At 69.3% G+C, this 18,752-nt stretch carries 19 protein-coding genes and 1 pseudogene; 15 read left to right on the top strand and 5 right to left on the bottom strand.

All coding sequences use genetic code 11. The annotated features are described in order from the left end of the window. Positions 1-38: 38 nt before the first annotated feature. The gene (locus AC3WQM_RS27865) at positions 39-1,463 is read right to left on the bottom strand and encodes an FAD-binding oxidoreductase (protein WP_492683258.1); all 1,425 of its coding nucleotides are present in this window, start codon (positions 1,461-1,463) and stop codon (positions 39-41) included. Positions 1,464-1,548: 85 nt separating this feature from the next. Between AC3WQM_RS27865 and AC3WQM_RS27860 the strand changes: the two genes are divergently transcribed. The 4 genes from AC3WQM_RS27860 (at position 1,549) to AC3WQM_RS27845 (ending at position 3,850) form a co-directional block, all read left to right on the top strand. Then, positions 1,549-2,049, top strand: a complete 501-nt coding sequence (locus tag AC3WQM_RS27860) for a DinB family protein (protein WP_492683257.1) — start codon at positions 1,549-1,551, stop codon at positions 2,047-2,049. 14 nt (positions 2,050-2,063) lie between these two features. Then, positions 2,064-2,663: a cob(I)yrinic acid a,c-diamide adenosyltransferase gene (locus AC3WQM_RS27855; protein ID WP_062473752.1), complete on the top strand. Its 600-nt coding sequence runs from the start codon at positions 2,064-2,066 to the stop codon at positions 2,661-2,663. After that, positions 2,660-3,016, top strand: a complete 357-nt coding sequence (locus AC3WQM_RS27850; protein ID WP_492683256.1) for a hypothetical protein — start codon at positions 2,660-2,662, stop codon at positions 3,014-3,016. Before AC3WQM_RS27855 ends, AC3WQM_RS27850 begins: the two co-directional genes overlap by 4 nt. Before the next feature lie 303 nt (positions 3,017-3,319). Further along, positions 3,320-3,850 (top strand): class IV adenylate cyclase, encoded by a 531-nt coding sequence (locus AC3WQM_RS27845; protein WP_492683255.1) that lies wholly within the window; start codon positions 3,320-3,322, stop codon positions 3,848-3,850. Between the two features lie 4 nt (positions 3,851-3,854). Here the strand turns inward: AC3WQM_RS27845 and AC3WQM_RS27840 are convergent, their stop codons facing one another. Further along, on the bottom strand, positions 3,855-4,499 hold the full coding sequence (locus AC3WQM_RS27840) for a GDSL-type esterase/lipase family protein (protein ID WP_492683254.1): 645 nt from the start codon (positions 4,497-4,499) through the stop codon (positions 3,855-3,857). A 162-nt stretch (positions 4,500-4,661) separates the two neighbouring features. Between AC3WQM_RS27840 and AC3WQM_RS27835 the strand changes: the two genes are divergently transcribed. From AC3WQM_RS27835 to AC3WQM_RS27810, 6 genes are read left to right on the top strand one after another with little or no spacing between them, the layout of a single operon-like run. Then, positions 4,662-5,852: an ABC transporter substrate-binding protein gene (locus AC3WQM_RS27835; RefSeq protein ID WP_492683253.1), complete on the top strand. Its 1,191-nt coding sequence runs from the start codon at positions 4,662-4,664 to the stop codon at positions 5,850-5,852. Next, on the top strand, positions 5,853-7,682 hold the full coding sequence (locus AC3WQM_RS27830; protein WP_070061430.1) for an ABC transporter permease: 1,830 nt from the start codon (positions 5,853-5,855) through the stop codon (positions 7,680-7,682). Between the two features lie 14 nt (positions 7,683-7,696). Beyond that, positions 7,697-8,254 (top strand): OsmC family protein, encoded by a 558-nt coding sequence (locus AC3WQM_RS27825; protein ID WP_492683252.1) that lies wholly within the window; start codon positions 7,697-7,699, stop codon positions 8,252-8,254. Then, positions 8,238-9,086, top strand: coding sequence for an ABC transporter ATP-binding protein (locus AC3WQM_RS27820; RefSeq protein ID WP_307696828.1), 849 nt, complete (start codon positions 8,238-8,240; stop codon positions 9,084-9,086). The genes AC3WQM_RS27825 and AC3WQM_RS27820 overlap by 17 nt, the downstream gene beginning before the upstream one ends. Next, positions 9,083-9,928, top strand: coding sequence for an ABC transporter ATP-binding protein (locus AC3WQM_RS27815; RefSeq protein WP_492683251.1), 846 nt, complete (start codon positions 9,083-9,085; stop codon positions 9,926-9,928). Before AC3WQM_RS27820 ends, AC3WQM_RS27815 begins: the two co-directional genes overlap by 4 nt. 37 nt (positions 9,929-9,965) lie before the next feature. Beyond that, on the top strand, positions 9,966-10,859 hold the full coding sequence (locus AC3WQM_RS27810) for a VOC family protein (protein WP_492683250.1): 894 nt from the start codon (positions 9,966-9,968) through the stop codon (positions 10,857-10,859). Between the two features lie 9 nt (positions 10,860-10,868). Here the strand turns inward: AC3WQM_RS27810 and AC3WQM_RS27805 are convergent, their stop codons facing one another. Continuing rightward, positions 10,869-11,291 carry a winged helix-turn-helix transcriptional regulator gene (locus AC3WQM_RS27805; RefSeq protein ID WP_492683249.1) on the bottom strand — a complete coding sequence of 141 codons (423 nt, stop codon included), beginning with the start codon at positions 11,289-11,291 and terminating at the stop codon, positions 10,869-10,871. Between the two features lie 110 nt (positions 11,292-11,401). On the opposite strand from AC3WQM_RS27805, the gene AC3WQM_RS27800 reads away from it, so the two are divergent. Together AC3WQM_RS27800 and AC3WQM_RS27795 are read left to right on the top strand one after the other, a co-directional pair. After that, positions 11,402-11,992 carry a dihydrofolate reductase family protein gene (locus tag AC3WQM_RS27800; protein WP_492683248.1) on the top strand — a complete coding sequence of 197 codons (591 nt, stop codon included), beginning with the start codon at positions 11,402-11,404 and terminating at the stop codon, positions 11,990-11,992. A 155-nt stretch (positions 11,993-12,147) separates the two neighbouring features. Next, positions 12,148-12,609, top strand: coding sequence for an RcnB family protein (locus tag AC3WQM_RS27795; RefSeq protein ID WP_489062286.1), 462 nt, complete (start codon positions 12,148-12,150; stop codon positions 12,607-12,609). A gap of 79 nt (positions 12,610-12,688) precedes the next feature. Here the strand turns inward: AC3WQM_RS27795 and AC3WQM_RS27790 are convergent, their stop codons facing one another. Both AC3WQM_RS27790 and AC3WQM_RS27785 read right to left on the bottom strand, forming a co-directional pair. Further along, positions 12,689-12,958: a hypothetical protein gene (locus AC3WQM_RS27790; RefSeq protein ID WP_070061423.1), complete on the bottom strand. Its 270-nt coding sequence runs from the start codon at positions 12,956-12,958 to the stop codon at positions 12,689-12,691. Positions 12,959-13,071: 113 nt separating this feature from the next. Then, positions 13,072-14,016: a CysB family HTH-type transcriptional regulator gene (locus tag AC3WQM_RS27785; protein WP_062473726.1), complete on the bottom strand. Its 945-nt coding sequence runs from the start codon at positions 14,014-14,016 to the stop codon at positions 13,072-13,074. A 178-nt stretch (positions 14,017-14,194) separates the two neighbouring features. Here AC3WQM_RS27785 and AC3WQM_RS27780 point away from each other — a divergent pair, with 178 nt between their 5' ends. The 3 genes and pseudogenes from AC3WQM_RS27780 to AC3WQM_RS27770 form a co-directional block, all read left to right on the top strand. Continuing rightward, complete coding sequence (locus AC3WQM_RS27780; RefSeq protein WP_062473724.1) at positions 14,195-14,797, top strand: TetR/AcrR family transcriptional regulator; 603 nt, start codon at positions 14,195-14,197, stop codon at positions 14,795-14,797. A gap of 217 nt (positions 14,798-15,014) precedes the next feature. Further along, entirely contained in the window at positions 15,015-15,914 is a 900-nt protein-coding gene (locus AC3WQM_RS27775; protein ID WP_487847749.1) for an alpha/beta fold hydrolase, read from the top strand. Between the two features lie 87 nt (positions 15,915-16,001). Further along, positions 16,002-18,374: pseudogene (locus tag AC3WQM_RS27770) on the top strand (SEL1-like repeat protein); the annotation flags it as partial. Positions 18,375-18,752 lie beyond the last annotated feature (378 nt).

Genomic DNA, 18,752 nt, shown 5'->3' with positions numbered 1-18,752 from the left:
GAGCCGCCGGGCTTTTTTCTGCGCGTGACGCAGATGAATCAGAGGCTGAAGATCTTGCCCGGGTTCATGATGTTCTTCGGATCGAGCGCGCGCTTGATCGTGCGCATCATGTCGATTGCGCCCACGCCGGCTTCGGTCACCAGGAAGTCCATCTTGTGCAGCCCCACGCCGTGCTCGCCCGTGCAGGTGCCTTCGAGCGCCAGCGCGCGGCTCACCAGCGCGTGGTTCAGCTCTTCGGCCTTCACGCGCTCTTCGGGGATGTTCGGGTCGAGCAGGTAGCCGAAGTGGAAGTTGCCGTCGCCCACGTGGCCGACGAGGAAGTAGGGGATGCCGCTGGCATCGGCTTCGGCCACCGAGTCCAGCAGGCAATCGGCCAGGCGCGAGATCGGCACGCAGGTGTCGGTCGAGATCACGCGGCAGCCCGGGCGCGACTGCACCGCCGCGAAATAGCTGTTGTGCCGCGCGGTCCACAGGCGCGTGCGTTCCTCCGGCGTGCTGGCCCATTCGAAGGCGTTGCCGCCGTGGCCGCTGGCCAGTTCCTGCACCGTTTCGGCCTGCTCCTTCACGCCCGCGGGCGAGCCGTGGAATTCCATCAGCAGCATCGGCTCTTCGCGCAGGTTGAGCTTGGCGTAGGCGTTCACCATGCGCACCGTGTTCACGTCGATCAGCTCCACGCGTGCGATCGGCACGCCCAGCTGGATCGTCTCGATGGTGGTGCGCACCGCGGCCTCGATGCTCGGGAACGAGCAGATCGCCGCCGACACCGCCTCGGGCAGCGGGTAGATGCGCAGCGTGACCTCGGTCACCACGCCCAGCGTGCCTTCGCTGCCCACCATGAGGCGCGTGAGGTCGTAGCCGGCCGACGACTTCTTGGCGCGCGTGCCGGTGCGGATGATGTCGCCGCTGGCCGTGACCACTTCGAGCGCCAGCACGTTCTCGCGCATCGTGCCGTAGCGCACCGCGTTCGTGCCGCTGGCGCGCGTGGCCGTCATGCCGCCGATGGAGGCGTCGGCGCCCGGGTCGATGGGGAAGAACAGGCCCGTGCTCTTGATCTCTTCGTTGAGCTGCTTGCGCGTCACGCCCGGCTGCACCGTCACCGTGAGGTCGTCGGCGTTGATCGACAGCACCTTGTTCATGCGCGACACGTCGATGCTGATGCCGCCTTGCACGGCAAGCAGGTGGCCTTCGAGCGAAGAGCCTGCACCGAAGGGAATGACCGGCACGCTGTGCTCGCTGGCGAGCTTCACGGCATCGGCCACGTCCTGCGTGCTCTCGGCGAACACCACGGCCGAAGGCGGCGGCGCATCGAAGGACGACTCGTCGCGCCCGTGCTGCGTGCGCACTGCCATCGATGTGGAACAGTTGTCACCAAAACGTGTCTTCAGCCCTTCGAGAAGGCTGGCGGGGACGTCGCGCAGATGAAGCGCCGGCATCAGGTGCGAGGTGGAGGTCGGGGCGTTCATCGAGGCTGTCTCCTGAAGGGGAATGGGGTCGGGGATCGGCGATTATTTTAAGGAGCGAGCACCATAATGCGCTTCGGAAAAAAACATGAACCCCACGACATTCAACGCACTCGCGGCCTTTCCTTCGCAACTGGAGGCCCACTACGCGGTCATTCCCGAAGCCTTCCGGCATTGGGCGCCGCCGTCGTGGGAAGGCGTGCCCAGCGAAGCCTTCACCGCCATCGAGCAGCTGTGCCATGTGCGTGACATCGAGGTCGAGGGTTACCACGTGCGCTTTCGCCGCACGCTGGCCGAGACCCATCCGACGCTCGCATCGATCGACAGCGAGCCGCTGGCCATCGAACGCCACTACGGCGCGGCCGACGCGGCGACGGTGCTCGCCGAGTTCCGCCTGGCGCGCGTGCAGACGATGGAAATCATCACGCAGCTGAGCGACGCGCAGCTCGCGCGCACGGCGGTGTTCGAGGGCTACGGCCCGCTCACGATGCGCAGCCTCATCCACTACCTGTGCAGCCACGACCAGCAGCATCTGGCCGGACTGCAATGGCTGGCCGGCAAGATCGACGCCGCCGGCCTTTCGACCTGAACCGAGGAGCGCCCATGGGCAACCGACTTTCCCAGATCGCTACCCGCACCGGCGACGACGGCACCACCGGCCTGGGCGACAACACCCGCGTGCCCAAGGACCACCTGCGCGTGCACGCGATGGGCGACGTGGACGAACTCAACTCGCACATCGGCGTGCTGCTGTGCGAACCGCTGCCAGAGCCCGTGCGCGAGCTGCTGGTCGATGTGCAGCACCAGCTCTTCAACCTCGGCGGTGAACTCTCGATGCCCGGTTTCACGCTGCTCAAGCCCGAGGCGCTGCTGCAGATCGACAACGCACTGGCCGACCACAACGCCGCCTTGCCGCGTCTGGCCGAATTCATCCTGCCCGCCGGCACGCGCGCCGCCTCGCTCGCGCACGTGTGCCGCACCGTGGCGCGGCGTGCCGAGCGCGCGGTGGTGTCGCTGGGCGCCACCACCGAACTCAACGACGCGCCGCGCCAGTACCTCAACCGGCTCAGCGACCTGCTCTTCGTGCTCGCACGCGTGCTCAACCGCATGAACGGCGGCGACGACGTGTACTGGAAGAGCGAGCGCATGGCCCGCGCGGCCGCCGCCGAATCCGAAGACCACTCCCAGGGGACGACGCCATGAAAACCTTCCACATCACCACCGCATCGCTCGCCGCCATTGCTGCCGCGCTCTGCCTGCCCGTCACCGCGCAGGCGCAGAGCGCCGACAACCCGCCCCAGGCCCAACGCGCCCACACGATCAAGTCGCCCTCGCGCAGCGGCAAGGTGGTGGGCAGCGTGCAGCGCGGCACCAACGCCGCCGGCCGCGGCGTCAACCGCGCCGATGCGGCCACGCGGCGCGGCGTGAGCAACGTGTCGGAAAAAGCCAGCCGGCCCGTGCGCAACGTGGGCGAGGCCTTCGGGCGCAAGCTGGCACCGGGCTCGAGCGGGCGCGCGGCGCCACCGCCTGTGGGGCCGCAGGGCAACGCGCCTTGATTCGCTGTTGCTGAGTTGTTGTTCAGGGCGACGCTCCCGCCGACGCGGTACCTTGCTCCGCGAATGTCCTCCGCCCTTCGGGCTCCCCCTTGATTTCGCTGCGCAAGGCACCGCATCGGCGTGAGCGTTTTCAGTGCGGGTGTTGATCGGCCGTGAACCGACAGCGTGCCACGTGCGCAGGGCACTGGGTGCTTCCCGCAGCGAAATCAAGGAGGAGGGCGAAGCCCGGGGGACATTCGCGGAGGGAAGTACCCAGTGGCCTGTGCACGCGCCCCGAACCCAGCCTCAAGAAAACGAGAAGACATGGCCAGAAACATAGAGATCAAGGCCCGCATCGACAGCGTGGACCGCATCGCAACCATCGTCGCAACGCTCGCCGACCAGGGCCCCACCGAGATCGCGCAAGACGACACCTTCTTCCGCTGCGAGCACAGCGCCGACCGCCTCAAGCTGCGCACCTTCGCCCCCGACCGCGCCGAACTCATCTTCTACCGCCGCGCCGACAGCACCGGCCCGAAGGAATCGTTCTACCTGATCACGCCCACCGCCACGCCCGACGCGCTGCGCGAATCGCTCACGCTCGCCTGGGGCCAGGCCGGCCGCGTGCGCAAGCAGCGTCGCCTGTTCCTCGTGGGCCGCACGCGCGTGCACCTCGACCGCGTCGAAGGGCTCGGTGAATTTCTCGAGCTCGAAGTGGTGCTGCAAGAGGGCGAGTCCGCCGACGCCGGCGTGGCCGAAGCCCATGCGCTCATGGCTCGGCTCGGCGTGGCTGAAGACCAGCTGGTGCAGGGTGCCTACGTCGACCTGCTGCGGGTGCAGCAGCAAGCCGTCTGATTGATCAGCGCCAGCCCGCGGTCTTGAGCTGCTCGGCGAGTTGCTCCGCCACCTTGGCGTAGCCCTGCGCGTTCGCGTGGATGCGGTCCGAGCGCAGGGCCGCATCCGACAGCACGCTCGAATACACACCGGCGACCAGCAGCGCCTGCCCCGACTTCCCCACGACCTCTTCGTAGAACGGCGCGTCGCTGAGCGAGCCGACCACCGCGCGCATCGCATCGGGCGCCGGCGTGGCCAGCACCGCCACATGCGACGTATGCGCGCGCGCCTGCTCGATCAATGCTGCAAGGTTCTCGCGCGTGCTGGCGGGCGACACGCCGCGCAGCATGTCGTTGCCGCCGATGCCGATCAGGATCGCGTCGTAGCTGCCGGCGGACAGCAGCGCGGGCAGGCGCTCCAGCGCACCCGCCGAGGTGTCGCCGTTGACCCCCGCGTTCTCGACCTGCCAGCCCGTGAGCTCGCCCAGCTTCGCGGGCCATGCCGTCTCGGGCGATGCACCGTAGCCGAAGGTCAGGCTGTCGCCCAGCGCCAGCACGCGGGCATCGGGCTTCAACGCGTTGGCTGAGGCCTTTCGTTTGCCGCACGCCGAGAGCAGCAGGGCGGTGGCCGGCACGCCGGCGAGCATCTGGAGGAGGTGGCGTCGCTTCATGTGGCGCGCAGCTTAAACGAGGCCGTGCGGCGCTTGGCGCTTGTCCCTTCGCTTGCTCGGAAAGCGCATAAGCCTCTCCGTTTTCGTTCCTTCCCGGCACGGGGACAGCGGCGAAGAATCGCGGCCCTGCACATCCCTTCACTGCCACCGAGGTCCGACGCCATGCTGCCGCCGCTGTTCACCCGCCATCGTTTCCTGCGCCATGCGGTCGCACTGTCCGTCGCCTTGCTGGCCGCGCCGCTCGCGGCCTGGGCCGCGCCCGCCAGCGGCGAGCCCGTGTGGTTCGGCGTGAGCGGCCCGCTCACCGGACAGAACGCCCAGTACGGCGCGCAGTGGAAGGCGGGCTTCGACCTCGCGCTCGATCACATCAACGCACAAGGCGGCATCCACGGCCGTCCACTGGCCTACAACTTCGAGGACAGCCAGAGCGACCCGCGCCAGTCCGTCGCCATTGCGCAGAAGCTCGTGAACGACAAGCGCGTGCTCATCGAACTCGGCGACTTCTCCAGCCCCGCTTCGATGGCCGCCTCGCCCATCTACCAGCGCGCGGGCCTCGTGCAGCTGGGCTTCACCAACTCGCACCCCGACTTCACCAAGGGCGGCGACTACATCTGGAGCCCCTCGATCAGCCAGGCCGACGCGCAGCCGCTGCTGGCCGACCTCGCCGTGAAGACGCTGGGCTTCAAGCGCATCGCCGTGCTCTTCCTGAACACCGACTGGGGCCGCACCAGCAAGGACGTGCTCGTGAAGGCCGCGCAGGAGCGCGGCGCGCAGCTGGCCATCGCCGAGGGCTACCAGCCCGACGAGAAAGACTTCCGCTCGACCCTGGTGCGCGTGCGCGACGCCAACCCCGACGGCGTGGTGCTCATCTCGTACTACCCCGACGGCGCGCTCATCGCGGGCCAGGTGCGCAGCGTGGGCCTGAAGCAGCCGATCGCGGCCGTGGGCTCGGTCTACTCGCCCAAGTTCATCGAGCTCGGCGGCGCGGCCGTGAACGGCATCCACACCAACACCGCCTTCTATCCCGACGAGCCGCGCACCGAAGTGCAGGCCTTCGTGAAGAGCTTCCGCGCGAAGTACAGCAAGGAGCCCGACGCCTTCAACGCCTATGCCTACGACGCCGTGGTGTACGCCGCCGCCGCACTGCGCGAAGCCGGTCCCAAGGCCGACCGCAAGGCCGTGCGCGACGCGTTCTACAAGATCAAGGACGTGCCCAGCGTCATCTTCGGCAAGGCCACCTTCGATGCGCAGACGCGCCGCGTGATCGGCGTGAAGAGCGTCAACCTGGTGGTGAAGGACGGCAAGTGGGCGCAGATCGACGGGAAGGCGGCGGCACTGGCATCGGCCAAGTAGATGAGCTTCACCTCCTTCTTCGACCACACGGTCAACGGCCTGATCATCGGCAACATCTATGCGTTGCTGGCGGTCGGGCTCGCGCTGATCTTCGGCGTCTCGCACCTCATCAACTTCGCGCACGGCTCGGTGTACACCGTGGGCGCGTACATCGGCTGGGCGAGCATCACCTACCTGCACACGCCGCTGCCGGTCACCATCGCGCTGGTGGTGATCGGCTCGGGCGCGCTCGGCATGCTCATCGAGCGCGTGGGGCTGCGGCCATTGCAGGGCGCCGCGCGCATCGCGCCGCTGCTGGCGACCATCGGCATCAGCTTCGTGCTCGACATCCTCGTGCAGCTGGTGTTCAGCCCCGACCCGCGCGCGCTGCCCACGCAGCTGCCCGACTGGCGCCTGCAGATCGGCACCGGCACCATCGGCGCGCTCGACCTCTTGATCGCGGGCATCGGCATTGCGAGCGCGGCCGTGCTGTTCGGCTTCCTGCGTTTCACGAAGCTGGGCTGGGCCGTGCGCGCCACCGCGCAGGACCGCGACGCCGCGCAGCAGATGGGCGTGGACGTGAACCGCGTGAACCAGACCGTGTTCGCCATCGCCGCCGCACTGGGCGGGCTCTCGGGCCTGCTGGTGGGCATGTACTACAACAACATCAGCCCGGCGATGAGCTTCCAGGCCACGCTCAAGGGCGTGGTGGCCACCGTGGTCGGCGGCGTGGGCAACGTGCCGGGCGCCATCGTCGGCAGCCTGCTGCTGGGGCTCATCGAAAGCTACGGCGTGGCCATTCTCGGCACGCCGTACCGCAACCTGTTTGCGTTTGCGCTGCTGCTGGTCATCCTGGTGTGGAAGCCCAACGGCCTGTTCGGCCGCCAGCGCGCGCTGCCGCCCGAGCCGCTCACCGGCACCTTCATCGCACCGAGCAAGCCGTGGCGCGTGCCGCCGCGGCTGCTGCTCGCGCTGTTCGCCGCGGCCGTGCTGCTGCCGCTGTTCGATCCGTCGCCCTACGTGCTGCAGACGCTCACCAACGCGTGGCTCTACGGTGCGCTTGCCCTGAGCCTCACGCTGGTGGCCGGCACCATCGGCCAGATCTCGCTGGGCCATGCGGGGCTGCTGGCCATCGGCGCGTACGCCTCGTCGCTGCTGGTGCTCGACCTGCACCTGCCCGTGGGCACGGGCATCGTGGTCGCGGGCGTGCTCACGTCGCTGATCGGCACGGCGCTGATCTTCCCGGCCTTCCGGCTGCGCGGGCACTACGTGTCGATCGCCACGCTGGGCATCGGCGAGATCGTGGCGCTCACCATCCTCAACTGGGAAAGCCTCACGCGCGGGCCCATCGGCGTGTCGGGCATTCCGCCGCTGTCGCTGTTCGGACGCGATGCGTCGTCGAACGAGGCGATCTACTGGGCCTCGTTCGGTGCGCTGGTGCTGCTGGCCCTGCTGCAGTGGCGCCTCTTGCGTTCGCATCTGGGCCGCACCTTCCGCGCCGTGCGCGAAGACGAGGTGGCCGCGCGCGCCTACGGCGTGAGCCCCGACCGCTACAAGGCGCTGGCCTTCGGCTTCGGCGGCTTCGCGGCCGGCGTGAGCGGCGCCTTCACCGCGCACATGTACTCGTACATCAACCACGAGACCTTCGGCTCGCAGATATCGATCCTTGCGCTCACGATGGTGATCCTCGGCGGGCTCGGGAACATCAGCGGCGCACTGCTGGGTGCGGTCGCGCTCGTGAGCCTGCCCGAGCTGTTCCGCGTGACGGCCGAGTACCGCATGCTGATCTACGGCGTGGCACTGCTTCTGTTGATTCGCTTCCGTCCCCAAGGCCTGCTCGGCACCGTCTGAAAGAACCCCATCCCATGAGCCACCTCAACGACTACCTCGCCGAGAAACGCGCCGCCGTGCTGGCACGCAACGCCGCCGTCGCGGCCGGCACTGCGCAGCCTTCGCAGCTCAAGGCCAGCGTGCGCGCCGAAGGCCGCAGCGGCGTGCGCCGCCTGCGCATCCGCGAGCACCAGGTCATCAGCGACAGCCCGCCCGATTTCGCGGGCTACAACCTCGGCCCGAGTTCGCCCGAGCTGCAGCTGGGCGTGCTCGGCACTTGCGTGACGCACATCTTCCTGATCCAGGCGGCCGAACGCCAGGTGCCGCTCGAAAGCCTCGAGGTCGAGGTGACCGGCGTCATCGACCCGCGCGGCGGCAAGCCGGGCCACGAGCAGACGCCGATCTGGCCGCACGAGATCGGCTACACGGTGCACATCGATTCGCCCGCGAGCCGCGAAGAGATCGATGCGCTGTTCGAAGCGGTGGAGCGCAACTGCCCCATCCTCAATCTGCTGCGCAACCCGCAGTCCATCCGCGCCGAGGTGAAGCTCGTGAACTCGAAGGCGAAGGTCGCCGATGCCGTCGCTGCTTGAGGTTCGCGGCCTCGTGCGCCGCTTCGGCGGGCTCACGGCCGTCAACGCCGTCGACCTGCAGGTGGGCGAGGGCGAACTGCTCAGCGTGATCGGCCCGAACGGTGCGGGCAAGACCACGCTGTTCAACCTCGTCACCGGCCTCGACAAGCCCGACGCCGGGCAGGTGCGCTTCGACGGCCACGACATCACCGGCCTGCCCGCGCAAGAGCTCGCACAGCGCGGCCTCGCGCGCACCTTCCAGCACGGGCGCGTGTTCGCGAACCTCTCGGTGCTCGACAACGTGCTGGTCGGCGCGCACACGCGGCTGCGCGCCGTGAAACCGCGCGTGGGCGGTGTGCCGGGCCTGGGTGCGCTGGCCGAGCTGGCCCTTGCGTTGGTGCAGCCAGGGGCCGTGCGGCGCGAGGAAGAAGCGCTGCGCGACGAGGCGCGCGAGATCATCGCGCTCTTCGGCGAACGGCTCACGCCGCGCACCGACCATCCGGCCTACAGCCTCTCGTACGCCAACCGCCGCCGCGTGGAGATCGCGCGTGCCCTCGCATTGCGACCGCGCCTGCTGCTGCTCGACGAGCCCACGGCCGGCATGAACGAGAGCGAGACGGCCGAGATGCTGGAGATCATTCGCGGCCTCAAGGCGCGCGGCCAGACCATCCTGCTGATCGAGCACAAGCTCGACCTCGTGATGCAGCTGTCCGACCGCGTGGCCGTGCTCGACGACGGCCGCAAGATCGCCGAAGGCCTGCCCGACGACGTGCGCAACGACCCCGCGGTGATCGAGGCTTACCTCGGCCATCGCCAGGTCGGCGAAGCGCAGGAAGAAGCGGTGCCCGCATGATCGCCACTGTCGCCCGCACTGGCCTGTCGCCTTCTTCCCTCTGGGGAGAGGGGAGAAACGACGATCTTCCTGAACGCGCCCTCGCGCAAGCACCGGCGAGTGCTGTTGCGCCCCTGCTGCAGCTCCAGAAGGTCAACAGCTTCTACGGCCCCGTGCAGGCGCACTTCGACCTCGACATCGAAGTGCGCAAGGGCCAGATCGTCAGCCTGCTCGGCGGCAACGCCAGCGGCAAGTCGACCACGATGAAGATCGTGCTCGGCCTGCTCAAGCCGCGCTCGGGCGAGGTCCGCTTCAACGGCGAATCGACGCTCGGCCTGAGCACGCCGCAGATCATCCGCAAGGGCATCGGCTCGGTGCCCGAAGCGCGCCGCCTGTTCCCCGCGATGACCGTGCGCGAGAACCTGCTCATGGGCGCCTATGCGCGCCGCGACCGCGCGGGCGTGGCCGAGGACCTGGAACGCATGCTCGAGCTGTTCCCGCGCGTGGCGCAGCGCCTGGGCTTCCTGGCCGGCACGCTCTCGGGCGGCGAGCAGCAGATGGTGGCCATGGCGCGTGCGCTCATGGGCCGGCCGCAGCTGCTGTGCATGGACGAGCCCACCATGGGCCTGTCGCCGCTGTACGTCGACAAGGTGCTCGAGCTCATCGCGCGCATCAACGCGCAGGGCGTCTCGGTCTTCATGGTCGAGCAGAACGCCAGCCTCGCGCTGCAGATCGCGCACCACGGCTACGTACTGCAGACGGGCCGCATCGTGCTCTCGGGCCCGGCGCGCGCGCTGCTGGCCGACGCGCGCATCCGCGACGCCTACCTGGGCGGCGAGGGCGCTGCCCGCACCGCCTCCTGACGCCGACGCCCCTTTTCCTGCGAGGAAGACCTTCACCATGCCCCTGACCCTCGACCACGTCGTGATCGCCGTGCACGACCTCGAACGCACCATTGCCGACTACGCCGCGCTCGGCTTCCACGTGCTGCGCGGCGGCGACCATCCGGGCCGCAGCACGCACAACGCGCTCGTCGTGTTCAGCGACGGCAGCTACTTCGAACTCATCGCGTGGCGCGAACCGGCGCCCGCCGAGCGCTGGTGGCAGCTGCTGCAGCGGCACGGCGAAGGCATCGTCGACTTCGCCCTGTTGCCGCGCGACACCGCCGTCACCGTGGCCGATGCGAAAGCGCGCGGCCTCGTGCTCGAAGGCCCGCTCGACGGCGGGCGCGTGCGCCCCGACGGCGAACACCTGCGCTGGCAGACCGCGCGCGCCCCGTCGGCCGACCTGCCGTTCCTGTGCGGCGACCTCACGCGGCGCGCCCTGCGCGTGCCCGAGGGCGCCGCGCGCGTGCACCCCAACGGCGTGCTCGGCGTGGCCAGCCTGGCCATCGCCGTGCGCGATCTCGACGCCACGCTGGCGCGCTACCGCGCCTTGCTGGGCACGGTCTCCGACGACACGAGCACGCACATCGGCGAACCTGTGGCCGTGCCTGCCAGCCAGGTGCGCGTGGCGGTGATCGCCCTGGGCAGCAGCGTGCTCGTGCTGTCGTCGCCGCGCGACCGCGCCACGGCGGCGGAGTTGGGCGGCGACGCGCTCGCGCAGCGCCTCGCCGTGCGCGGCGAAGGCCCTTACGCGCTGGTGCTGCACACCGACCGGCCGCAATCGACCGGCACCTTCGACCTCGCACGCGCGCACGGCGCGTGGATCGAACTCGACTTGCCGCCGGTGGACGCGCTGGAGGCGCAAGGCCGCGTGCGTGCCGACGCGGCGAACAGCACGGTGGGCGGGTAGGGCGCAGCCCTAGCGGCTGCCCAGGTGCGCCTTGCGCAGCGCGGCCCGCATCTTCTTCTGCAGCGCCGGCCCGCCCTTTTCCAGCGCGGCCGCGGGCGCGCCGCTCTCGGCCGTCACCGGCCGGTGCTTGCGCCCCCAGATGCCGAGCTGCGTGATCACCGGCAGCAGGTCGATGCCCACCGGCGTGAGGCTGTAGAGCGCCTTCTGCTTGTGCGTGGGGTCGTCGGTCTTGCTGAGCACGCCGTGTTCGACCAGCGTGTTCAGCCGCTCCGTGAGGATGTTCGAGGAGATGCCTTCCTCGGACTGCAGGAACTCGCGGAAGTGCCGCTTGTCCGCAAACATCAGGTCGCGAACGATCAGCAGGCTCCAGCGGTCGCCAACGACTTCGAGCGCGAGGTTGATCGGGCACAGGGACTTCTGCTGGATGGCCATCGGGATTCCGCCGGTTCAAGAAACTGCTTGCATTTTCGCATCGGTTTGAGAATACTGAAACTGCTTGCATTTCAAGATCGGTTTGCGCAAGCGACTTTCAGGAGGCTCCGATGCGAAAGCTCATCGTGCAAATGCAGATGTCGGTCGACGGGTATGTGTCGCCGGCCAACGGCGATCTCGACTGGCAGCTGTGGGGGTGGGGCGACCGGTGGCGCTGGGATGCGGTGCTCAAGCGCGATTTCAACGCCGTGTTCGCGGGCGTCGACACGCTCCTGCTGAGCCGCAAGATCATCGAGGAGGGCTACCTCGACCACTGGGGCCGCGCGGCGATGCGCTTTCCTGCGAACCCCGACTACGCCTTTGCCCAGCGGGTGGTTGACGCACGCAAGGTCGTGCTCACCAACAAGCTGCAGGCCTCGCGCTGGGAGCGCACCGACATCGCGCGCGGCGCCATGGCCGACGAAGTGAACGCGCTCAAGCGCCAGCCGGGCCAGGACATCCTGACCATCGGCGGTGTCGGCTTTGCGTCGTCGCTCACGTCGGCGGGGCTGGTCGACGAGTTCCAGTTCTTCGTGAACCCCACGGCCGTCGGCGCGGGCCGCTCGCTGTTCCACGACACGCGCCATGGCCATGCGCTGCGCCTGCTCGGATCGACCGCCTACGACTGCGGCATGGTGCTGAACCGCTACGCACCCGCGTGAAATGCGTGACATGCGTCGTGGGCGTGCAGGACAACACGCCGCGCGGATACCTGCGCTTACCGTATTTCATCGGGCGGCGACCTGAAGCATCGCAAGCAGACACATGCGCTGCACACAATGGAGGCGTCATCACAGACACACCAAAGGAGTTCCAGATGATCTTCCGTACCAAGCGCCTGACCACTGCCGCCGTTGCGGCGCTCGCACTGTCCCTGGCAGCAGGCAGCGCTCTGGCGCAAGATCGCCGGGGCGACGACCAACGCCCGGGCGGCGGGCGCTACGAGCAGCGCGACGACCACCGTCCTGGCGGCGGCCGTTATGACCAGCGCGACGATCACCGTTCGCACCGCGGCCCCCACGCCGGCTACCGCGGCGACCAGGACTTCCGCGACGGCCGCCAGTTCGACCGCCGGGGCTTCCCGCAGCCGCACACCGAGTGGCGCCGAGGCGGCCGCGTGCCGACCGAGTACCGGGGCCGCAACTACGTGGTGAACGACTGGCGCGCCTACCGCCTGCAGCAGCCGCCGCGCGGCTACCAGTGGGTGGGTGTGGGCGGCGACTACGTGCTCGCGGCCATTGCCACCGGCCTCATCGCGCAGATCATCGCGGGTCAGTAAGCCTTCGCACCCCGCGTACGCCGCACATGCAAAAACCGCCACAGGAGACTGTGGCGGTTTTTCTTTGGGGAGAAGGGTGTCAGGCCACCGCGGTGGCGGCCGACTGGGCGCACACGTTGCGCCCGGTGATGGTGAGGCGCAAACCGCCGCCATGCCATTCGAGCCAGTTGAGATCGACGTAGGCGTCGATGTCGCGATCGTCGATGCGATCGGCCTGGCGGCTTTGCAGCAGCTCGACCGTGGCGGGCAGGGCACGTTTCAGGCGTTCGCGTTTCTCCGCTGCATCGGCCGCCTTTTGGGCGGCCCGGGTGGCCTGTAGTTGCTGCTGCTGCTGCGAAGTCGATGCCATTGCTGATCCGTTCCGGGAGCCAAGGAATTAACCCGAATGTACGCCGCTTGTGTGAAGCTGCGCGCATTCTTTTCAACCCTGGAGCCGGAAGTGTCGATTTCGTTGCGCTTGAGCTAAATCTCGTAGTGAGACACCTTGACCTCGTCGCCCAAGGCCTTCTCGACAATGGCACGCGTCAATGTCGGCGCAAACGACTCGATGAACGCGTAGACATATTTGCGCAGGTAGGTGCCGCGCCGCACCGCGAGCTTGGTGAGGTTGATGCCGAACAGCCGCCCCGCATCGAGCGCGCGCAGCTGCGTGTCGCGCTCGGCCTCGTAGGCCACGCCGGCGACGATGCCCACGCCCAAGCCCAGCTGCACATAAGTCTTGATGACGTCGGCGTCCATCGCGGCCAGCACGATGTTGGGCTGCAGGCCGCGCTGTTCAAAGGCCTCGTCGATGCGCGAGCGGCCCGTGAAGCCGGTGTCGTAGGTGATCAGCGGATGCTGCGTGAGCGCCTCGAGCGTGAGCGGCGCGTCGAGCAGCGGATGCCCCGGCGGCACGATCACCGAGTGCGTCCAGCGGTAGCAGGGCAGGGCGACCAGCTGCGGGTAGTCGCCCAGCGCCTCGGTGGCAATGCCCACGTCGGCCTCGCCGTCGAGCAGCATCTGCGCGATCTGCTTGGGCGAGCCCTGGTGCAGGTGCAGTTTCACGTTCGGGAATTGCGCGCGGAATTCCTGCACCGCCACGGGCATCGCATAGCGCGCCTGCGAGTGCGTGGCCGCCACCGAGAGCAGGCCGCTTTGCTGCGCCACGAACTCCTGGCCCGCGTGCTTGAGGTTGCTGCTTTCCATCAGCATGCGCTCGATGATCGGCAGCACGTGGCCGCCGGGCTCGGTGAGGCCCGTGAGCCGCTTGCCGGCGCGCACGAAGAGCTCGATGCCGAGCTCTTCCTCGAGTTCGCGGATCTGCCGGCTCACGCCGGGCTGCGAGGTGTGAAGGGTGTGGGCGACCTCGGTCAGGTTGAAGCCGCAACGAACGGCCTCGCGTACCGAGCGCAGTTGTTGAAAGTTCATCGGGCGCGCAGGAGGTGAAAAGAGGTCCGGACCCCGGGTCGGGGCCGACCGGCGATTCTCGGCAGAAGTGCTTATGCGGGGAACGATGCGTTTGTTGGTTCCACATGAGCAAAACATCTATGAAGCCATTCTGCATGGGGAAGTTGATATTTCGCACGACTGTGCTAAAGTCCGCCGCATGGACGCCAAGACCCAGAAAAGCGAACTCACCCGCGCCGCCATCGTCGGCGCGGCGATGCATCTCGCGCTGGCCGAAGGGCTGGAGGCGATCTCGCTGCAGGCCGTGGCGAGCCGCCTGGGGCTGTCCAAGAGCGGCGTGTTCTCGCGCGTGGGGTCGCGCGAGGCGCTGCAGAAGGCCGTCATCGAGGAGTACGGCCGCGGCTTCCTGGCCGAGGTGTTTGTGCCCGCCATGCAGAAGCCCAAGGGCCTGCCCCGCCTGAACGACATCGTGGCGCGCTGGATCGCCCGCACGCGCGACGTCGAAGCGCAGAACGGCTGCCTCTACGTGGCCGGGGCCTTCGAGTTCGACGACCGCGAAGGCGAGCTGCGCGACCTGCTCTTCGACGAGATCACGCGCTGGCGTGCCGCGCTGCGTCGCACGGTGCTGCAGGCGGTCGAGACCGGCGAGCTCCAGGCCGACACCGATCCCGCCCAGCTCGTGAGCGAGATCAACGGAATCATGATGAACCAGCTGCACGACGCGCGCTTCCTGCGCGACGGGCATGCGGCCGAGCGCGCGGGCCAGACCTGGCAGCGCCTTCTTTCCAGCTACCGCGCCTGAGGCGCACCCGCAGACGACGGCCATCGCCTCTTCGTTTGCCTTAATTTCGCACCATCGTGCGATAAAAAAGGAGAAGCACCATGCTGATCATTGCCCTCTTTCTCGCCGCCTACGCGGTGCTCCTCGGTGTGCGCGGCGTGCAGGACACGCTGCGCAGCCTGCCGCGCAGCAACCAGGACTGGGTCTGGTACTGAGCCCCTGAACGAAAGCCTTCCTCATGACCACCACCACCCACACCACCGCCCCCGTGGGCTACTACAGCGCCAGCCCGCTGATGCGCGCGATGCGCTTCGGCCTCGGCGCCTCGCAGCGTCTGTGGCCCGCGCTCGGCGTGCGCGCGGCCTACCGCGTGTTCGGCACGCCGCTGCCGCCCAAATGGCTGTACCGCGGCCAGCAGCCCGGTGCCGACTGGCGCCGCGAGGCCTGGTCGTTCGAAGACGCGAACCTGGGCATCTACCACCTCGCCGCGCAGGACTCGGGCGCCGAGTCGGCGCCGGTCGTGCTGCTGGTGCACGGCTGGGGCGGCCACGCGGGCCAGATGCTGCCGCTGGCGCTGGCCATCGCTGCGCAAGGCCTGCGGCCCGTGCTGCTGGAGATGCCGGCCCACGGCCGCAGCGCGGGCACGGCCAGCAACCTGCCGCAGTTCGCGCGCGCCATCGACTACGTGGCGGCGCGGCTGGGCGCCGACGGGCACGTGCTGCGCGCGGCGGTCGCGCATTCGCTGGGGGCCAATGCACTGGCCTATGCGGCGGGGCGCGGGCTGCCGGCGCAGCGGCTGGTGCTGCTGGCGCCGCCCGCATCGCCGCGCGAGTACACGCGCTACTTCGCGCAGGTGTTCGGCCTCAGCGAGCGCACGCGCGCGGGCATGCAGCGACTGATCGAGGCACGCGAGGGCATCCTGATGCAGCAGCTGGAGCCCGCCGCCGTGGGCCCGCGCATCGCGCAGCCCACGCTCATCGTGCATGACCGCGACGACCGCGTGAACCGCTTCGCCGACGCCGAGGCCTTTCGCGACGCGATCGCCGGCGCGCGGCTCTTTCCCACGCAGGGCTGGGGCCACCGTCGCATCCTCAAGGAGCAGGCCGTGCTCGCGCAGGTCACGCAGTTCCTGGCGTAGCGGCCGGCGGTCACGTGCGCGCGAAACGGCGCCCCTAAACTGGGCGCCACCCATGGCCTTCGCCGTGGACGACGCACACGACCACACATGGGCAATCGTTCCTGGCTCTATCTCGAACACAGTCTTCCCGACACCGAAGACGCATCGGCCGACGAAATCGCCGAAGCCAACAACAACTTCCCCGTGCTCTGGCAGCTCCTGCTGGCCGATGGCGCGGCCGGCGACGCCATCGACCACCAGCGCGTCGTCGGCGATGCCGGCACCGACAACCTCGCCAGCGACGCGCACGCCGCGCTCGCGCGCATCCGGCAGCTGCACGCCTTTGTCGAGCGGCACCCGATGCTGCACACGCTGCCGCAGATCGCGCTGCAGTTCGAGGCCGTGGCGCTGCACCTGGCCGAGCTGATCGACGACACGCCGGACGGCAGCGCGCCGCGCTTTTCCGCCAATCTCGACGAGCTGTCCTGGCTCGGCGGCGACACGGAAGGCGAGGGCTTCATCGAACGCAACCGCCGCGAGTGCAATGAACTGTGGGCCGAGGTGCAGCGCTGCATCGACGGCGGCAACCACCCGGGCGTCGACGCGGCACTCGGCATCCAACGTTTCGCCGACGGGGAGGCCTGGGCCTGGCAGTTCGGCTTCGGCAGCCTGTCGCATCCGTACTTCGACGGTTACGAGGCGCCGCGCGACGAGCGCTTTGCCGACTTCGAGCCGGAAGAAGACGAGGACGACGACGAACGCCCCGACTACGACAACCACCTGGGCGGCGACCTCTGGCGCTTCGAGGTCGACGGCCGCTGGGGCGTGATGCGCGTGGTGTACGAGGACGACGGGCGCAGCCAGCGCACGACCGTGGTCGAGCCCGCCTGGGACGACATCCGCTACGCCGGCGCCGACGATCCGCGCCTGCTCTGGATCTCGCAAGGCGAGCGCTCCGGCCTGCTGCTCGCCGACGTCGAGGCGCCGCGCGTGCTGCTCGAACCGCAGCTCGACGAGGTCTGGGCGTTCGAGGGCGACGTTGCGACGGCGCTGGTCGGCGACCACGTCGGCCTGCTGCGCACCGACGGCAGCTGGCTGCTCGCGCCCTCGGTCGACGAGGTCTGGAGCTTTGTCGAAGGCCGGGTGCGCGCCCGCGTGGGCGAGCGCATCGGGTACATCGACCTGCAGGGCCAATGGGCGATTGCGCCCCGGTTCGAAGAAGCCGAAGACTTCACGCCTTTCGACCTCGCCCCCGTGCGCGGCGACGACGGCGGTTGGGGGCTGGTGCGCGCGGACGGCGAATGGGCCGTGCCGCCGGATTTCGAAAGCCTTCAGTGGCGCCACGACTGGGAGGGCTTCGACGCCAAGCGCGACGGCAAGAGCGGGCTGCTGGACGCGCAAGGCCGCGTCGCGATCGAGCCGGTGTACGAACAGATCGACCTGCTCGAGGAATACCCCATCGAAATCCTGACGGCCGAAGACAACGATCCGTCGAACGAACGCGGCACCCCGGCCCGGCCGAAGCGCTTCGCCGTGGAACGCGCCGACGGCCTGTGCGGCCTGCTCGATGGGCAGGGCCGCGTGCTCGTGCCCTTCGACTACGGCCGCTTCGAAACCCTGGAGCCGCTGACCGGCGAAGAGCGCGCGCACGCCATGGTCCGGCGCGACCTGGTGCGCGTGGCGTCCAAGGGCGGGCGCACGGCGAAGAACGCGCCGTGGCTGCGCGGCATCTACGACGTGGCCGCCGGCCGCGAGCTGGTGCCGTGCCGGCACCGCACGCTGCAGCCGCTGGCCTGGGGCACGCAGGACATCGGCTGGCTGGTCGCCGATCCGGTGCCGCGCGCCGCGAAGGTCGAGAAGGGGCAACTCGCCGTGGGCGTGCTGCGCGCCGATGGCGCCGTGCTGCACCCGCAGGCCTACCCGTGGATCACCGCCGCGTTGTCGGTCGCCGACGGCTGGATGGCCGTCGCGGTCCGCTCGGCGCTGTGCAAGCGCTGGAGCGCGGGTGAGCCGGTGCAGGCCGCGCGCAACGACACCGGCCTGTACGTCTGGCTGCACGCCGACGGCCGCGAGCAGGCGCACACCGAGCACATGGCCGCGCGCCATGCCGCCGGCGACCTGCGGGCCGCCTACGAGCTGGCCTGCCACCTGCGCGACGGCGAGGGCGTCGAGGCCGACCCGCGCGAAGCCCTGCGCTGGATGGCACGCGCCGCCGGCGTGCGCGAGCCCGGCGACGCCCCCGCCACCGCGTCGCCCGACGGCCTGCCCGTGGCGATGTGCGAGCTCTCGAAGATGCTGCGCTGGGACACGGCCGGCCTCGGCGCCGAACCCGCCCTGGCGCGCGCCTGGCTGTTGCACGCCATCGCCCATGGCGGCGAGGACGACGCCGCCACGCACGCCCACCTCGGCTACATGCTGAGCGAAGGCGAGGGGGGCGAGCGCGACCTGGAAGGCGGCATGCGGCATTACGAACGGGCCGCCGAGCACAACCACACGATGGCGCTCTACAACCTCGGCCTGGCGCACAAGCTCGGCGAACCCGGGGAGCCCGACCTGGCGCGGGCGATCGGCTACTTCCGCCGTGGCCACGAAGCCGGCGACGTTAGCGCCACGATGCAGCTCGGCCGCACGCTGTGCCGGCACGCCGGGGCGCTGGCCGAACAGGGCCAGGGAGAAGCGGAAGTGAACGTCCTGTACGCCGAAGCCCTCTATGCGCTGCAGAAGGTGGCGGAAGACAGCACCCAACGCCAGCAGGGCTGGGCCTGCTACGAGCTGGGCTGGGCTGGATGCGAATGCAGGGCCAGGGCGCGCCGGAAGACGCGGCAGCCGCAGAGCGCTGGCTGCTCACCGGCGCCGCGC

This window comes from Variovorax sp. FW301-JW7 (assembly GCF_058788795.1).
The sequence above is the reverse complement of the archived record's forward strand: the minus strand, read 5'-3'. Positions and strand labels throughout refer to the sequence as shown.

Coding starts and splice junctions, on each gene's coding strand:
- AC3WQM_RS27865 (WP_492683258.1), bottom strand. CDS start 1,463: ATGAACGCCCCGACCTCCACCTCGCACCTGATGCCGGCGCTTCATCTG.
- AC3WQM_RS27860 (WP_492683257.1), top strand. CDS start 1,549: ATGAACCCCACGACATTCAACGCACTCGCGGCCTTTCCTTCGCAACTG.
- AC3WQM_RS27855 (WP_062473752.1), top strand. CDS start 2,064: ATGGGCAACCGACTTTCCCAGATCGCTACCCGCACCGGCGACGACGGC.
- AC3WQM_RS27850 (WP_492683256.1), top strand. CDS start 2,660: ATGAAAACCTTCCACATCACCACCGCATCGCTCGCCGCCATTGCTGCC.
- AC3WQM_RS27845 (WP_492683255.1), top strand. CDS start 3,320: ATGGCCAGAAACATAGAGATCAAGGCCCGCATCGACAGCGTGGACCGC.
- AC3WQM_RS27840 (WP_492683254.1), bottom strand. CDS start 4,499: ATGAAGCGACGCCACCTCCTCCAGATGCTCGCCGGCGTGCCGGCCACC.
- AC3WQM_RS27835 (WP_492683253.1), top strand. CDS start 4,662: ATGCTGCCGCCGCTGTTCACCCGCCATCGTTTCCTGCGCCATGCGGTC.
- AC3WQM_RS27830 (WP_070061430.1), top strand. CDS start 5,853: ATGAGCTTCACCTCCTTCTTCGACCACACGGTCAACGGCCTGATCATC.
- AC3WQM_RS27825 (WP_492683252.1), top strand. CDS start 7,697: ATGAGCCACCTCAACGACTACCTCGCCGAGAAACGCGCCGCCGTGCTG.
- AC3WQM_RS27820 (WP_307696828.1), top strand. CDS start 8,238: ATGCCGTCGCTGCTTGAGGTTCGCGGCCTCGTGCGCCGCTTCGGCGGG.
- AC3WQM_RS27815 (WP_492683251.1), top strand. CDS start 9,083: ATGATCGCCACTGTCGCCCGCACTGGCCTGTCGCCTTCTTCCCTCTGG.
- AC3WQM_RS27810 (WP_492683250.1), top strand. CDS start 9,966: ATGCCCCTGACCCTCGACCACGTCGTGATCGCCGTGCACGACCTCGAA.
- AC3WQM_RS27805 (WP_492683249.1), bottom strand. CDS start 11,291: ATGGCCATCCAGCAGAAGTCCCTGTGCCCGATCAACCTCGCGCTCGAA.
- AC3WQM_RS27800 (WP_492683248.1), top strand. CDS start 11,402: ATGCGAAAGCTCATCGTGCAAATGCAGATGTCGGTCGACGGGTATGTG.
- AC3WQM_RS27795 (WP_489062286.1), top strand. CDS start 12,148: ATGATCTTCCGTACCAAGCGCCTGACCACTGCCGCCGTTGCGGCGCTC.
- AC3WQM_RS27790 (WP_070061423.1), bottom strand. CDS start 12,958: ATGGCATCGACTTCGCAGCAGCAGCAGCAACTACAGGCCACCCGGGCC.
- AC3WQM_RS27785 (WP_062473726.1), bottom strand. CDS start 14,016: ATGAACTTTCAACAACTGCGCTCGGTACGCGAGGCCGTTCGTTGCGGC.
- AC3WQM_RS27780 (WP_062473724.1), top strand. CDS start 14,195: ATGGACGCCAAGACCCAGAAAAGCGAACTCACCCGCGCCGCCATCGTC.
- AC3WQM_RS27775 (WP_487847749.1), top strand. CDS start 15,015: ATGACCACCACCACCCACACCACCGCCCCCGTGGGCTACTACAGCGCC.